12 protein-coding genes are annotated in these 14,717 nt (G+C 71.0%); 6 read left to right on the top strand and 6 right to left on the bottom strand.

All coding sequences use genetic code 11. The features are described from left to right. Nucleotides 1-43 precede the first annotated feature (43 nt). The 5 genes from FHX75_RS21240 to FHX75_RS21220 all read right to left on the bottom strand — a co-directional run bounded on the left by FHX75_RS21240 (nt 44) and on the right by FHX75_RS21220 (nt 6,203). Nucleotides 44-1,738: an ABC transporter substrate-binding protein gene (locus FHX75_RS21240; RefSeq protein WP_246158417.1), complete on the bottom strand. Its 1,695-nt coding sequence runs from the start codon at nt 1,736-1,738 to the stop codon at nt 44-46. 203 nt (nt 1,739-1,941) lie between these two features. After that, nucleotides 1,942-2,928 (bottom strand): ABC transporter permease, encoded by a 987-nt coding sequence (locus FHX75_RS21235; protein WP_154942120.1) that lies wholly within the window; start codon nt 2,926-2,928, stop codon nt 1,942-1,944. Nucleotides 2,929-2,938: 10 nt separating this feature from the next. Beyond that, complete coding sequence (locus tag FHX75_RS21230) at nt 2,939-3,949, bottom strand: ABC transporter permease (RefSeq protein WP_154942119.1); 1,011 nt, start codon at nt 3,947-3,949, stop codon at nt 2,939-2,941. After that, the gene (locus tag FHX75_RS21225; RefSeq protein ID WP_154942118.1) at nt 3,946-5,151 is read right to left on the bottom strand and encodes an ABC transporter ATP-binding protein; all 1,206 of its coding nucleotides are present in this window, start codon (nt 5,149-5,151) and stop codon (nt 3,946-3,948) included. Before FHX75_RS21225 ends, FHX75_RS21230 begins: the two co-directional genes overlap by 4 nt. Next, entirely contained in the window at nt 5,148-6,203 is a 1,056-nt protein-coding gene (locus FHX75_RS21220) for an ABC transporter ATP-binding protein (RefSeq protein WP_246158524.1), read from the bottom strand. The genes FHX75_RS21225 and FHX75_RS21220 overlap by 4 nt, the downstream gene beginning before the upstream one ends. 286 nt (nt 6,204-6,489) lie before the next feature. Between FHX75_RS21220 and FHX75_RS21215 the strand changes: the two genes are divergently transcribed. The 6 genes from FHX75_RS21215 to FHX75_RS21190 all read left to right on the top strand — a co-directional run bounded on the left by FHX75_RS21215 (nt 6,490) and on the right by FHX75_RS21190 (nt 13,969). Further along, entirely contained in the window at nt 6,490-7,038 is a 549-nt protein-coding gene (locus tag FHX75_RS21215) for a Uma2 family endonuclease (protein WP_154942116.1), read from the top strand. A gap of 33 nt (nt 7,039-7,071) precedes the next feature. After that, a complete protein-coding gene (locus tag FHX75_RS21210) occupies nt 7,072-8,508 on the top strand; it encodes a TldD/PmbA family protein (RefSeq protein WP_154942115.1) in 1,437 nt (478 codons plus the stop codon). Beyond that, nucleotides 8,505-9,896, top strand: coding sequence for a TldD/PmbA family protein (locus FHX75_RS21205; protein WP_154942114.1), 1,392 nt, complete (start codon nt 8,505-8,507; stop codon nt 9,894-9,896). The genes FHX75_RS21210 and FHX75_RS21205 overlap by 4 nt, the downstream gene beginning before the upstream one ends. A gap of 269 nt (nt 9,897-10,165) precedes the next feature. After that, complete coding sequence (locus FHX75_RS21200; RefSeq protein ID WP_154942113.1) at nt 10,166-10,972, top strand: hypothetical protein; 807 nt, start codon at nt 10,166-10,168, stop codon at nt 10,970-10,972. Nucleotides 10,973-10,985: 13 nt separating this feature from the next. After that, complete coding sequence (locus FHX75_RS21195) at nt 10,986-12,902, top strand: fumarate reductase/succinate dehydrogenase flavoprotein subunit (protein WP_154942112.1); 1,917 nt, start codon at nt 10,986-10,988, stop codon at nt 12,900-12,902. Further along, complete coding sequence (locus FHX75_RS21190) at nt 12,902-13,969, top strand: succinate dehydrogenase/fumarate reductase iron-sulfur subunit (RefSeq protein ID WP_154942111.1); 1,068 nt, start codon at nt 12,902-12,904, stop codon at nt 13,967-13,969. The genes FHX75_RS21195 and FHX75_RS21190 overlap by 1 nt, the downstream gene beginning before the upstream one ends. Before the next feature lie 169 nt (nt 13,970-14,138). Here the strand turns inward: FHX75_RS21190 and FHX75_RS21185 are convergent, their stop codons facing one another. After that, nucleotides 14,139-14,528 carry a (deoxy)nucleoside triphosphate pyrophosphohydrolase gene (locus tag FHX75_RS21185; protein ID WP_425463529.1) on the bottom strand — a complete coding sequence of 130 codons (390 nt, stop codon included), beginning with the start codon at nt 14,526-14,528 and terminating at the stop codon, nt 14,139-14,141. Nucleotides 14,529-14,717: the final 189 nt, after the last annotated feature.

Here is a 14,717-nt window from a genome sequence, read left to right as displayed (position 1 = left end):
CCGGCCGACATCGTTGTCGACCGGGGCCCGTCCCTACCGCGAGTTACTGCTTGACGTGCGCGTTGACGAAGGACGGGTAGCCGAAGACGCTGGAGATGAAGACCCCGCCGGCCTTGGAGCCGTGCACGACGTAGGCCACGTCGACGTAGAGCGGCACCACCGGGGCGTGCTCCTTCATGATCCGCTCATCGAGCTTGCCCCACTCCGGGCCCTGGTCGGCCGGGGCCATGGCCAGGATCCGGTCGAACTCGGCGTTGATGGCCGGGTCGTTGAAGTAGGACTGGTTGCTGTTGCCCTCGGCCTTGATCGACCGGCCGTCGTAGAGCACCGGCAGGATGGACGCGCCGCTCGGCCAGTCCGCCGCCCAGTTGCCGATGTACAGGTCCCAGGGGTTGTTCTTCTTCTTGATCTCGTCGAGCTTGGCGTCGTCCGGGATGTTCCGGATCGTGATCTTGAAGCCGGCCTTCTCCAGGTTGCTCTTGATCTGGGTGGCCATCTCCTGCTCCTCCGAGTCGTCGGAGGCGCCGAGGACGAGCTGCGGGGTCTGGCCGCCGAGCAGCTCCTTGGCCTTGTCGATGTCGCCGCTGGCGCCCGCCGGGTACGCGTCGTACGCCTTGTAGCCGATCGTCGCCGGCGGCATCAGCGTGGTCAGCGGGGCCGCCACGGTGGAGCCACCGATGGTCTTGATCAGGCCGTCGCGGTCGATGGCGTAGTTGAGCGCCTGCCGGACCTTGAGGTCGGTGACCCGCTGGGTGTTGATGACCAGCTGGTTGGCGCTCGGCGTCGGGGAGAGGATGGTCCGCGACTTCAGGTTGGCGTCACCGGCGACCTTGGCCACCAGCGAGGCGGGCACGAAGTTCCACGCGAGCGCGCTCTGGTCCGCGCCGTTGTCGGCGATCACCCGGTTGTTCGCGGCGTCGGCGGTCGGGCCGAACGTCCAGACGAACTGGTCCGGGTACTGGTGCCGCACCGGGTCGGTCTTCGGGTCCCAGTTCGGGTTGCGGTCCAGGGTCAGCTGCACGCCGACCTGGTGCTTGGCGACCTTGTACGGCCCCGACGAGAACGGCTTCTGGTCGAGGTTGACGCCGGTGTCCATCTCCGGCTTGAGCGGCGCGGTGGTCGGCAGCGAGACGGCGAACGGCAGGTCGCACCGGGGCTTGGCGAACTCGAAGCGCAGCGTCTTCGCATCCGGCGTGGTCAGGCCCGGGGGCAGCCCGGTCTTGTTCTTCTTGAAGTCCCACCTGGTGTCGAACTGCGGGCTGTCGGCCAGCCACTCCTGGATGTAGGTCGGGCCGCCGGGCAGGTCCGGGTCGAAGGAGCGGGCGATGCCGTACGCGATCTCCTTGGAGGTGATCGCGCTGCCGTCCTCGAACTTCACCCCGTCCTTGATCTTGAATTCCCAGACCTTGCAGTCGTTGTTGACGTTGGTGCCGGGCGTCTCGGCCAGGTCACCGACGAGCACCAAGCCGCCCTTGCCGTCGTCCTTCCAGGTGGTCAGGTAGCGGGCGAAGAGCGGGTTGGCCATCAGGCCGGCGAACGAGTACGTCCGCTGCGGGTCCAGGTGGGAGATGGGGGTCTCCCGGATGATGCTGAAGGTGCCGCCCTTCTGGGCCCCCTCGACCTCGGCTGCCGGCCCCTGGGAGTCCTTCGGGTCGGTCGCGATCACCCCGGTCTGCTTCCGGTTGTTGTCCACCACCGGGCCGTCGTCCGTGTTCTTCGTGCACGCGCCCAACGCCACAACCAGTGCGATAGCGCCGGATGCGGCTGCCGCCACCCGTGGTCGCATGTCGTACCTCCTCCACCGTGTGCTCTGCGGGCGCCGGGCGGGGACCCGCCGACGTCCCGAGGATCGTAAAGAAGAAAACCTTCGAGTTGTGTAACAGTTGTCGATAAATTTCAACGGCGCGTACATCGGGTGTCCGCGCCCGACCCGCGACGGCCTCAGCCCAGCCGCACCCGCGGGTCGATCGCGGCGTAGAGCAGGTCCACCACCAGGTTGGCGACCACCACGAAGAAGGCCGCGATCAGCACGGTGGCCATGATGGTGGGCAGGTCACCGCCCTTGACCGCGTCCACGGCGGTACGCCCCAGCCCGGTCAGGCCGAAGGTCAGCTCGGTGATCACCGTGCCGCCCAGCGCCCCGCCGACGTCCAGCCCGGCGATGGTGACCACCGGGGTGATCGCCGCGCGCAGCGCGTGCCGCCCGTACACCTGGGGTTTGGCCAGGCCCTTGGCCCGCGCGGTCCGGACGAAGTCCTCCGACAGCGTCTCCAGCATCTGCGCCCGGGACAGCCGGGCGTAGATCGCGGAGAAGAGGAAGGCCAGCGCGACCCAGGCGAGCACCAGCCCGCTCGCCCACCTCAGCGGATTGTCGACGATCGACGTGTAGCTGGGCACCGGCAGCAGCCGCGTGGTGTAGACGAAGACCAGCAGCAGCACCGCGCCGACGAAGTAGAGCTGCAACGAGGCGCCGGTCAGCGAGAAGCCGATCGCCGCCCGGTCCACCCAGGTGCCCCGGCGCAGCGCGGAGATCATGCCGAGACCCACCCCGAGCAGCAACCAGAGGATCGCCGCCGGGATCACGATGCTCAGCGTCACCGGCAGCACCCGGGCGATGGTGTCGGAGACCGCCTCGTTGGCCACGTACGACCAGCCCAGGCAGGGGGCGTCACACCGACCGCCCTGGGCGCTGCCCAGGTCCCGGCCGGTGAAGATGCCCTTCATGTAGCCGGCGTACTGGGTGACGAGCGGGTCGCGCAGCCCCAGCTCCTGGCGTACCCGCTCCAGCCGCTCCGGGTTGCAGTTCTTCGGGCACATGCCGCTGACCGGGTCGCGGGGCAGCGCGAAGAACATCAGGAAGGTCAGCACACTCACCACGAAGAGGGTGAGGGCGGCGGAGAAGATCCGCTTGATCAGGAAACGGGCCATGTCGGCACCCCTACCGCGACGACTTCGGGTCGAGCGCGTCGCGCAGCGCGTCCCCGAAGAGGTTGAAGGCCAGCACCAGCAGGAAGATCGTGACGCCGGGGAAGAAGACGTACATCGGGTCGGTCTCCAGGTACCGCAGGCTCCGGAAGATCATCCGGCCGAAGCTCGGCGTCTCCTCGGAGAGCCCGACGCCGATGAAGGCCAGCGCCGCCTCGCTGGTGATGAACTGCGGCACCGCCAGCGAGAAGGCCACCAGGATCGGCGCCCAGATGTTCGGCAGCAACTGCCGGAAGAGCATGTGCCCCAGGCCGGCGCCGCTGGCCCGGGCCGCCTCCACGAACTCCCGCTCGCGCAGCGCGATCACCTGCCCGCGGACCAGCCGGGCGGTGCTGGTCCAGCCGAAGACCGCGAAGATCCCGATCAGCATCGCCACGCCGAACGCCTCGGGCACCGCGGCGCGCTGGCCGTAGAAGCGCAGCACCAGCGTCGGCGTCAGGGCCAGCGCGATGATCAGGAACGGCATGGCCAGCACCAGGTCGGTGATCCAGGTGATCACCGCGTCGACCCAGCCGCCGAGGTAGCCGGCGACGACACCGAGCGTCACGCCGAGCGCGGTGCTGAGCACCGCCGCCGAGAAGGCGATCAGCAGGGACGTCCGCAGCCCGTACACCATCCGGATGAAGATGTCCCGGCCGGTGCCGGGCTCCAGCCCGAACCAGTGCTCGCCGGAGATGCCGCCCAGATAGCCCAGCGGCATGCCGCAGCACCGGTCCAGCTTGTCCTTGAAGTCCTGGCCGGGACCGACGCCGTACACCATGGACAGCAGCGGGGCGACCAGCGCGACCACCACGAAGAAGACCAGCAGGGCGGCACTGACCCGGGCGGTCCGGTCCCGGCGCAGCCGGGCCAGAGCGAGCTGCCCGGGCGACCGGCCGACGACGCCTCTGCTCCGCGGCGCGTCGCCGTCGCCGCCGGACTCGATCTCGGCCAGCGCCACGCCCTCGATCGGGGACAGACTCACTTCGCCACCTCCTCGCCGCTCGCGCCCACCGACCCGGCCGGGGGCGTTGACCCGGCCGGAGCCGCCGACTCCGCCGACTCCACCGACTCCGCCCGCCGCACCGGAACCACCGGGCCGGCGGCGGCCACCGGGCCGGACTCCGGGCTCGCGCCAGCCGGTTCCCCTTCGGGGCTCGTGCCGGCCGGTTCCCCTTCGGGGAAGTGGCAGGCGGTGGCCTGCCGGCCGCCGTTCCGGGGCACCAGGGCCGGTTCCTCGGTGGCGCAGACGTCCTGCGCCTTCCAGCAGCGGGTGCGGAACCGGCAGCCCGAGGGCGGGTCCAGCGGCGTCGGGACGTCGCCGGCCAGCCGGATCCGCCCGGCCGGGCCGAGCGCCGTCACGTCCGGGATCGCCGACAGCAGGGCCCGGGTGTACGGATGCTGCGGCCGTTCGTAGATGTCGGTCCGGTCGCCGATCTCGACGATCCGGCCGAGGTACATGACGGCGACCCGCTGGCAGAAGTGCCGCACCACGGCCAGGTCGTGGGCGATGAACACGAACGCCAGGTCGAGGTCGCGTTGCAGGTCCCGGAGCAGGTTAATCACCTGCGCCTGGATCGAGACGTCCAGCGCGGAGACCGGCTCGTCGGCGACGATCAGCTTGGGCCGCAGCGCCAGCGCCCGGGCGATGCCGATGCGCTGCCGCTGCCCGCCGGAGAACTCGTGCGGGTAGCGGTTGTAGTGCTCCGGGTTCAGCCCGACCAGCTCCAGCAGTTCCTGCACCCGCTTGCGCACCCCGCCGGGCGGGTCGATGCCGTTGACCTGCAACGGCATCGCCACGATCCGGCCCACGGTGTGCCGGGGGTTCAACGAGGCGTACGGGTCCTGGAAGATGATCTGGAGGTCCTGCCGCAGCGGCCGCAGCTCCCGCCGCCGGGCGTGGGTGATGTCCCGGCCGGCGAACTCGATGGTCCCGGCGCTGGGCTCCAGCAGCCGCACCAGCATCCGGCCGGTGGTGGTCTTGCCGCAGCCGGACTCCCCGACCAGGCCCAGGGTCTCCCCCGGCCGCACGTCGAAGTCCAACCCGTCGACCGCCCGCACCAGCCCCCGGCTGCGCAGTCCGGTGCGCACCGGGAAATGCTTGGTCAGCCCGCGTACCCGCAGCAGCGGTTCGTCGGTCGCCGCCGTGGCCCCGGATGTCCGCTCCGCGGCGTTGTTCGCGCTCACCGGGCCACCCCCACGTGTGCCACGTCCTCCTGGTAGAGCCGGCTGCGGTCGGCCGCCGGCAGATGGCAGGCGACCAGGTGGCCGGCCTCGCCCGCCGGGCCCAGCTCGGGCACCTCGGTGCGCGAGCGGTCACCGTTGCGGCCGGCGTACCGGCAGCGCGGGTGGAACGCGCAGCCCGACGGCAGGTTGATCAGCGAGGGCGGCGTACCGGGGATCGGCACCAGGTCCGCGTCCGCGTCGCCGTGCAGCGAGGGCACGCTCGACAGCAACCCCCAGGTGTACGGGTGCTGCGGGCGCCGCAGCACCTGCTCGACCGTGCCCCGCTCGACCGCCCGGCCCCCGTACATCACCAGCACGTCGTCGGCGACCTGGGAGACCACGCCCAGGTCGTGGGTGATCAGGATGATCGCCGAGTGGAACTCGGCCTGCAGGTCGGTGAGCAGGTCCAGGATCTGCGCCTGCACGGTCACGTCGAGGGCGGTGGTCGGCTCGTCGGCGATCAGCAGGTCCGGGTCGTTGACCAGCGCCATCGCGATCATCGCCCGCTGCCGCATGCCGCCGGAGAACTCGTGCGGGTACTGGTCGAAGCGGCGCGCCGGCTGCGGGATGCCGACCCGGCCGAGCATGTCGACCGCCCGGGTACGCGCCTCCCGCCGGCCCGCCCCCGGGTGGTGCACCCGGTACGCCTCGGCGATCTGCCGGCCCACCGTGTAGTACGGGTGCAGTGCCGACAGCGGGTCCTGGAAGATCATCGCCATGTCCCGGCCGCGCAGCCGGCGCACCTCCTCGTCGGCGAGGCCGACCAGTTGACGACCACCGAGGGTGATCTCACCGGTGATGGTGGTCCGCTTGGCGTCGTGCAGGCCCAGGATGGCCAGCGAGGTGACGCTCTTGCCCGAGCCGGACTCGCCGACGATGCCGAGCGTGCGCCCGCGCGCCACCGAGAAGGAGACCCCGTCGACCGCGCGTACCACCCCGTCGGTGGTGTCGAAGCGGACCCGGAGGTCGTCGACCCGCAGGTGGGGCGCCTCGACAGTGCGCTGCTCCGGCACGCCGGGGCGGTCGTCCGACTGCCCGGACGGCACGGGTTCCGGACTGTCCACGACCGCCTCCCTCAGGTTGTAGAGAACCTACAACAAAACTTCGAGGGTGAAAATAAGCTACAAGCGGCGGGCTGTCAGCGGCCCACAGCGTAACGAGTCGACAACGGGCGTGAACAGCCCTCACCAGGACATCCACCACCGTGATCCGGTGTCGCCGGTCGGGCCGTCACACCTGAGGTGCGACGATGGTCGCGGCAGGCACGAGAGGCGTCGCGCGAGAGAGGTGGAGGTGACCATGACCGCGGCGGTGTTCGACCACGAGGGACCGTGGACCGAAGAGGAGTACCTCGCCCTCGGCGAGACGCAGCAACGCGTCGAACTCTTCGACGGGAGCCTCCACGTGACCCCGGCCCCCACTCCCCGCCACCAGCGCCTCTCGCGCAAATTGGGCAATATCCTCGAAGCCGCGGCGGAGACCGCCGGGCTCGAACTCCTGGAGGCGGTGAACGTCCGGCTCCGACCGGGCCGGGTCCCCATTCCCGATCTCGTCATCACCGGGCCGGTCGACCTGGACGAGCTCATGATCGAGGCAGCCGACGTCCGGCTCATCTGCGAGATCATCTCGCCCAGCAACGCGGCCACCGACAAGGTGCTCAAGATGCACTACTACGCCGCCGCCGGCATCGAGTGGTACCTGCTGATCGAGCAGGAGACGGGTGGTCTGCGCCTCTTCCGCCGCCGGGGCCGCAACTACGTCGAACAGTCCTCGGTCAAGCGCGGCGAGACCTTGACGCTGACCGAGCCCGTGCAGGCCACCATCCGGCCGGAGGATCTCGTCTCCTGACGAACGTCGGCCGGCTCGCCTAGGGTCGGGCGCATGACCGAGTTCGACGCGGCCTCCGCCGCCGTCCAGGCCGCCCTCGACGCGGGCGCCCGGTACGCGGACGCCCGGGTGATGCACCGCCGCTACGAGTCGATGTCGGCCCGCAACGGCGCCATCGAGGAGCTGACCCAGGACGAGAGCATCGGCCTGGGGGTGCGGGCGCTGGTCGGGTCGAGCTGGGGCTTTCACGCCGTACCCGAGCTGTCCGACGCGGCGGCCCGCGATGCCGGCCGGCGCGCCGCGGCGATCGCCGCCGCGAGCGCGCGGGTGCCCGGCCCGCCGATCGACCTGGTGCCGACCAAGGCGGCCGTGGCGAGCTGGGCCTCGTCGTGCCGGGTCGACCCGCTCGGGGTCGCCCTCTCCGACAAGGGTGACCTGCTGGTCGGGGCCACCGCAACGATGCGGGAGCACGGCGCCGACCTGGCCGAGGGGCTCTACCAGATCTGGGACACCGCCAAGTGGTTCGTCTCCAGCGAGGGGCACCGGATCGACCAGCGCATCCGCGAGTGCGGCGGCGGCATCTCGGCCACCTCCATCGGTGACGGCGAGACCCAGCGCCGCTCCTACCCCAGCTACCGCGGCCAGTACGGCACCACCGGCTGGGAGCTGGTCGAGTCGCTGGACCTCACCGCGCACGCCGCGCGCATCGCCGAGGAGTCCCGGGCGCTGCTCACCGCGCCCGAGTGCCCGGCCGGCGAGACCGACCTCATCCTCGGCGGCGAACAGCTCGCCCTGCAGATCCACGAGTCGGTCGGCCACGCCATCGAGCTGGACCGCATCCTCGGCTGGGAGGCCGCCTTCGCCGGCACGTCCTGGTTGGACCTGGCCCAGCTCGGCTCGCTGCGCTACGGCTCCGAGCTGATGAACGTCACCATCGACCCGACCATCCCGGGCGCGCTGGGCAGCTTCGGCTTCGACGACGAGGGCTCCCCGGCGGTCCGCCGGGACGCGGTCCGCGAGGGGCGCTGGGTGGGGGTGCTCGCCGGCCGGGACTCGGCCGCCGTCGCCGGTCTCGACTACGGCGGCAGCGTACGGGCCGACGGCTGGGCCCGGCTGCCGATGGTGCGGATGACCAACGTGGGCCTGGAGCCCGGCCCGCACACGCTCGACGAGATCATCGCCGCCACCGACGACGGGGTGCTGATGGACGTCAACCGCTCCTGGTCGATCGACGACAAGCGGCTCAACTTCCAGTTCGGCTGCGAGATCGGCTGGGAGGTGAAGAACGGCCGGCGCGGGCGGATGCTGCGCAACCCCACCTACACCGGCATCGGCCCGCTCTTCTGGCGCTCGATGGACATGCTCTCCTCCGAGACCGTCGCCTGGGGCACGCCCAACTGCGGAAAGGGCCAGCCCGGCCAGGTCGGCCACACCGGCCACCCGGCCGCGCCGGCCCGCTTCCGTTCCGTCCGAGTGGGGGTGCACGCATGACCGAGCTGGACGTCGCCGGTCAGGTGGTGGAGCTGGTCCACCGGCTGGCCGGCCCCGACGCGCAGGCCGAGGTGGCGGTGACCCGGCACGACCTGGCGCTGACCCGGTTCGCGAACTCCTTCATCCACCAGAACGTGGCCGAGTCCGGGGTCTCGGTGCGGCTGCGGCTGCACGTCGACGGCCGGACCGCCGCCGGCGGTGGCAGCCTGGTCGACGCCGACGGCCTGCATGCGCTGGTCGAGCGGACGTTGGCGGCGGCGCGGCTCTGCCCGCCGGACCCGGCCTGGCCGGGGCTGACCCCGCCCACGGCGGTGCGCTCCAGCGGCCTGCTCGACGAGGACACCGCCTACGCCGAGCCGGACGCGCGGGCGGACCGGGTCCGCGCCTTCGTCGACGCGGTGGGCGGTCTGGAGGCGGCCGGCTACTGCCGGACGTCGTACCGGTCCGGGGCGTTCGCCAACTCCGCCGGCCACACCGCGCAGGGCCGCACCACCGAGGCGGCGATGGACGGCATCGCCCGGGCCGGCGGCGCGGACGGGGTGGCGCGGCTCTGCGCCGACCGCCTGTCCGACCTCGACGGGGCGACGCTGGGCGCCCGGGCCGCCGGCAAGGCGCGCGCCGCCGCCGACCCGGTGGAGCTGCCCCCGGGCCGGTACGAGGTGGTGCTGGAGCCGGCCGCGGTGGGCGACCTGCTGCAGAACTTCTCCTGGTACGGCTTCAACGGCAAGCGGTACGCCGAGCGGCAGTCCTTCGCCGAGCCGGGCACCGCCCAGTTCGACCCGTCGGTGACCCTGGTCGACGACCCGCTGCACGCCTCCGCCCTGCCGTACGACCTGGAGGGCAGCGCCCGGCGGGCGCTGACGCTGGTCGAGGCCGGGGTGACCAGCGCGGTGGCGCACGACCGGCGCAGCGGCGCCGAGGTGGGCACCGGGTCCACCGGCCACGGCATGGTCGGCGCGTCCACCTTCGGCCCGATCCCGCGCAACCTCCGCCTGCTCGCCGCGGCCGGCCCCGCCGGGCGGCCCGACGGCGGTGCCGACGTCACGCCCGGGGCGGTGGCGGACGGGGACACCGCCGCGCTGGTCGCCGGGATGGAACGCGGACTGCTGGTCAGCGACTTCTGGTACACCCGGGTGCTCGATCCGAAGAGCCTGGTGATCACGGGCCTGACCCGCAACGGGGTGTGGCTGGTCGAGGACGGCGTGCCGACCCGGGCGGTCCGTGACTTCCGGTTCACCGAGTCGTACCCGCGGGCGCTGGCGCCGGGCGCGGTGCTCGGCCTCGGCCGACGGCCGGTCCGCCAGCCGGACCGGCTGGACGGGGTCTGGTGGGAGGCGCCGGCGCTGCGCCTGGCGGCGTGGAACTTCACCGGCGGCGCCTCCGGCTGACCGTCCGGCGTCCACCGGGGACGATCTTTTCCGGCCACCGCACATTGATCATGCTCCGGGTCTTTCCAACCTGCGGGACACACGGGACACTGCGTTGCGCGGCCGGGCCGTGGAGATCGGCGTAACGTGTGTCACTTAGCTGCGCCGTCATGCCGGTGCGGTCGTTGGTGTGCGCAAAGACGTGGCAGTGGACCCCAGTCCCACCGGTCCGCTGACCGAACGGAACGTGATCCGCCGCCCGCGAGGGCCCCGTCAGGGAGACGACTCGAATGACATCAACGGCAACGAAGCCGCTGGGGGCGCGGGCGCGCGCCGCCATCGCGGCGAAGACGTTGCGGACCGACCGATGGTGGCTCGCCCCACTGCTCACCTTCCTCGGGCTCAGCGCCTGGGTCGCGTACGCGACGGTCCGGGTCTTCATGCACAAGTGGTACTGGGTCGACGCGTACCACTACCTGACCCCGTTCTACTCCCCGTGCGTGACCGACCGGTGCGTGGAGGGCGCCTCGCACTTCGGCCGGTTCCTCCCCGGCTGGTGGATCGTCCCGGACGCCGCGCTGACCCTGCCGTTCCTGCTGTTGTTCCGGTTGACCTGCTACTACTACCGCAAGGCGTACTACCGCTCGTTCTGGCTGTCGCCGCCGGCGTGCGCGGTGCCGGACGGGCACAAGGCGTACAGCGGCGAGACCCGGTTCCCGCTGCTCGGGCAGAACCTGCACCGCTACTTCTTCTACGCCGCCGCGATCATCTCGCTGATCAACACCTGGGACGCGATCCTGGCCTTCCACTCGCCGAAGGGCTTCGGTTTCGGGCTGGGCAACATCATCCTGCTCGGCAACGTGGTGATGCTGTGGGCGTACACCATCTCCTGCCACTCCTGCCGGCACATCATCGGCGGGCGGCTCAAGCACTTCTCGAAGGCTCCGATGCGGTACAAGGCCTGGACCTTCGTCTCCGCCCTGAACGTCCGGCACATGCAGCTCGCCTGGATCACCCTCGGCACCCTCGCCCTGACGGACTTCTACGTCATGGCGGTCGCGGCCGGCTGGTTCAACGACCTGCGGTTCATCAACTAGAGGGCGCCTGGACATGACGACTACCACTCGCATCGAACGACACCACTACGACGTCGTCGTGATCGGGGCCGGCGGCGCCGGCCTGCGCGCGGCGATCGAGGCCCGCCTGGCGGGCAAGAAGACCGCGATCATCTCCAAGTCGCTTTTCGGCAAGGCGCACACCGTGATGGCCGAGGGCGGCGCGGCGGCCGCCATGGGGAACGTGAACAACCGGGACAACTGGCAGGTCCACTTCCGCGACACCATGCGCGGCGGCAAGTTCCTCAACAACTTCCGGATGGCCGAGCTGCACGCGAAGGAGTCGCCGCAGCGGATCTGGGAGCTGGAGACCTACGGGGCGCTCTTCGACCGCACCAAGGACGGGAAGATCTCCCAGCGCAACTTCGGCGGTCACGAGTACCCGCGGCTGGCGCACGTCGGCGACCGCACCGGCCTGGAGCTGATCCGCACCCTCCAGCAGAAGATCGTCTCCCTCCAGCAGGAGGACAAGCGCGACCACGGCGACTACGAGGCCCGGATCAAGGTCTTCTCCGAGACCACGATCACCGAGCTGCTGCTCGACGGTGACCGGATCGCCGGCGCGTTCGGCTACTACCGGGAGTCCGGCGAGTTCGTCCTCTTCGAGGCGCCGGCGGTGGTGCTGGCCACCGGCGGCGTCGGCCGGTCCTACAAGGTCACCTCGAACTCCTGGGAGTACACCGGGGACGGTCACGCGCTGGCGCTGCGCGCCGGGGCGACGCTGATCAACATGGAGTTCCTCCAGTTCCACCCCACCGGCATGGTCTGGCCGCCCTCGGTGAAGGGCATCCTGGTCACCGAGTCGGTGCGCGGCGACGGCGGCGTGCTGAAGAACTCCGAGGGCAAGCGGTTCATGTTCGAGTACGTCCCCGACGTCTTCCGCAAGCAGTACGCGGAGACCGAGGAGGAGGCGGACCGCTGGTACACCGACCCGGACAACAACCGGCGCCCGCCGGAGCTGCTCCCCCGCGACGAGGTCGCCCGCGCGATCAACAGCGAGGTCAAGGCCGGCCGGGGTACGCCCGCGGGCGGCGTCTACCTGGACATCGCCTCCCGCCGCTCGGCGGAGGAGATCCGTCGCCGGCTGCCGTCGATGTACCACCAGTTCAAGGAGCTGGCCGACGTCGACATCACCGCCGAGCCGATGGAGGTCGGCCCGACCTGCCACTACGTGATGGGTGGCGTGGAGGTGGACCCGGACTCGGGGGCCGCGTACGGCACCGTGCGCGGGCTCTTCGCCGCGGGCGAGGTCTCCGGGGGCATGCACGGCTCCAACCGCCTCGGCGGCAACTCCCTGTCCGACCTGCTGGTCTTCGGCAAGCGGGCCGGCGGGCACGCGGCCTCGTACGCCGACCAGCTCGGCGCGCGGCCGAAGGTGTCGATCGGCGCGGTGGAGGCGGCGGTGGAGACGGCGCTGGCACCCCTGCAGCGGGACACCGGCGAGAGCCCGTACACCCTCCAGCAGGACCTCCAGGCGGTCATGGGAGACCTGGTCGGGATCATCCGGCGTGAGGGTGAGCTGGTCGACGCGCTGCGCCGGCTGGCGGAGCTGCGTGAGCGGGTCGCCAAGGTCAGCGCCAGCGGCGGCCGGCGCTACAACCCGGGCTGGCACCTGGCCCTGGACCTGCGCAACATGCTGGTGGTGTCGGAGTGCACCGCGAAGGCCGCGCTGGAGCGGCAGGAGTCCCGCGGCGGGCACACCCGGGAGGACTTCCCGGCGATGGAGCCGAAGTGGCGGCGGGTCAACCTGGTCTGCTCCCTGGACGGCGACACCGTACGCCTGGACCACAAGCCGCTGCCGACGATGCGGCCGGAGCTGATCGGCCTCTTCGACCGTGCCGAGCTGGCCAAGTACCTGACCGACGAGGAGCTCGCGGAGTTCGACGCCCTCGCTGAGGAGGCGGGCAAGTAATGGGCAACAAGCGACAGTTCCGGATCTGGCGGGGCGACGAGACCGGCGGCGACCTGCAGGACTACACGGTCGAGGTGAACGAGGGCGAGGTGGTCCTCGACGTCATCCACCGGCTCCAGGCCACCGACGCGCCCGACCTCGCCTGCCGGTGGAACTGCAAGGCGGGCAAGTGCGGCTCCTGCTCGATGGAGATCAACGGCAAGCCGCGGCTGAGCTGCATGACCCGGATGTCGACCTTCGAGGAGGGCGCGACGGTCACGGTCACCCCGCTGCGTACCTTCCCGGTCATCCGGGACCTGGTCACCGACGTCTCGTTCAACTACGAGAAGGCCCGGGAGACGCCGGCCTTCGCGCCGCCGGCCGACGTGGCGCCCGGGGACTACCGGATGCAGCAGGTCGACGTGGAGCGCTCGCAGGAGTTCCGCAAGTGCATCGAGTGCTTCCTGTGCCAGAACGTCTGCCACGTGATCCGCGACCACGAGGAGAACAAGCAGGCCTTCGCCGGCCCTCGGTTCTTCATCCGGGCCGCGGAGCTGGACATGCACCCGCTGGACGCGAAGACGGACCGCAAGGATTACGCGCAGGCCGAGCAGGGGCTGGGGTTCTGCAACATCACCAAGTGCTGCACCGAGGTCTGCCCCGAGCACATCAAGATCACTGACAACGGGATCATCCCCATGAAGGAGCGGGTCGTCGACCGCAGGTACGATCCCCTTGTGTGGCTTGGTAGCAAGATCTTCCGTCGGGGTGACACGCCCCAAAGCACCGCGGGCAGCGCGGGGAAGGAGTCCGTGGTGCACAGCGGCGCTCGTCAGGCTGGGGTCCACTCGCACGCGGGGGGTTCGCACGATCCGCACGCCGAGGTGCAGGCCCAGCAGGGTGTGAACTGGCACCGCGAGGTCCCGCACCCGACCGCCCCGGCGGTGGACGCCACCGGCCGGCTGCCGCTGACGGAGCTGACCTTCGACCGGGCGGCGGCCCCGTCCCCGTTCGGCGACGACGTCACCTTCCCGCTGCCGCCGGAGCACCTCAACTTCGCTCACCCGAGCCAGGACGAGAAGCACTGATCAGGACAAGCATCGACGGGGGCCGCGGCGACAGCCGCCGGCCCCCGTCCCCTTTTAATCCCCCTGTCGCTTTCCCCCGGGTCGTCCCGCTCGTCGATCATGAAGCTGTTGCCCGCCGGCTCGGCGTGTCGGAGCGACAACTTCATGATCGCCGGAGGACCCCCCGGGGTCAGGGAGCGGCCAGCAGCAGGGGGCGGAGGGCGGCCACGATGGGGACGTCGGCGGGGAGCCAGGTGACGGTGTCCAGCTCGGCGGCGGAGAGCCAGCGCATGGCGAGGTGCTCCAGCGCCTTCGGCTGGTCGTCGTGCAGGAGCCGGGCCGTGTACACCTTGAGCACCGAGCGGCCGTGGGCCATCCGGACGTCGCGCCCCACGCGGTCACCGATCTCGACGCGTACGGCCAGCTCCTCGGCGCACTCACGGGCCAGCGCGGCGGTCTCGCTCTCGCCCGGCTCGACCTTGCCGCCGGGGAACTCGTACATCCCGGCCACCTCCGGCGGCGCGGACCGCGCGCAGGCCAGCACCCGCCCGTCGCGGATGATCGCCGCCCCGACGATCACCTTCGGCTCACGCCGTTCGACCTGTCCGCTTCCGCCTACCCGTTCGGTCCGCACGGGCGTCCAGCGTGCCAGATCAATCGTCGGTTTGGGTACCGTCCCCGACCGGTAGGTCAGCAGAACACGGAAGTGTGGGCGTGGACACACCGTCCCACTGACGACAGACTAGGGAACATCGCGAGGACACGGGAC

The sequence above is a fragment of the Micromonospora palomenae genome, from assembly GCF_007829925.1.
Lineage (GTDB): Bacteria > Actinomycetota > Actinomycetes > Mycobacteriales > Micromonosporaceae > Micromonospora > Micromonospora purpureochromogenes.
The sequence above is the reverse complement of the archived record's forward strand: the minus strand, read 5'-3'. Positions and strand labels throughout refer to the sequence as shown.

What these genes read in the sequence shown, in the direction of transcription:
- FHX75_RS21235 (WP_154942120.1), bottom strand. Translation starts at nt 2,928, where the DNA reads ATGGCCCGTTTCCTGATCAAGCGGATCTTCTCCGCCGCCCTCACCCTC.
- FHX75_RS21215 (WP_154942116.1), top strand. Translation starts at nt 6,490, where the DNA reads ATGACCGCGGCGGTGTTCGACCACGAGGGACCGTGGACCGAAGAGGAG.
- FHX75_RS21210 (WP_154942115.1), top strand. Translation starts at nt 7,072, where the DNA reads ATGACCGAGTTCGACGCGGCCTCCGCCGCCGTCCAGGCCGCCCTCGAC.
- FHX75_RS21205 (WP_154942114.1), top strand. Translation starts at nt 8,505, where the DNA reads ATGACCGAGCTGGACGTCGCCGGTCAGGTGGTGGAGCTGGTCCACCGG.
- FHX75_RS21200 (WP_154942113.1), top strand. Translation starts at nt 10,166, where the DNA reads ATGACATCAACGGCAACGAAGCCGCTGGGGGCGCGGGCGCGCGCCGCC.
- FHX75_RS21195 (WP_154942112.1), top strand. Translation starts at nt 10,986, where the DNA reads ATGACGACTACCACTCGCATCGAACGACACCACTACGACGTCGTCGTG.
- FHX75_RS21190 (WP_154942111.1), top strand. Translation starts at nt 12,902, where the DNA reads ATGGGCAACAAGCGACAGTTCCGGATCTGGCGGGGCGACGAGACCGGC.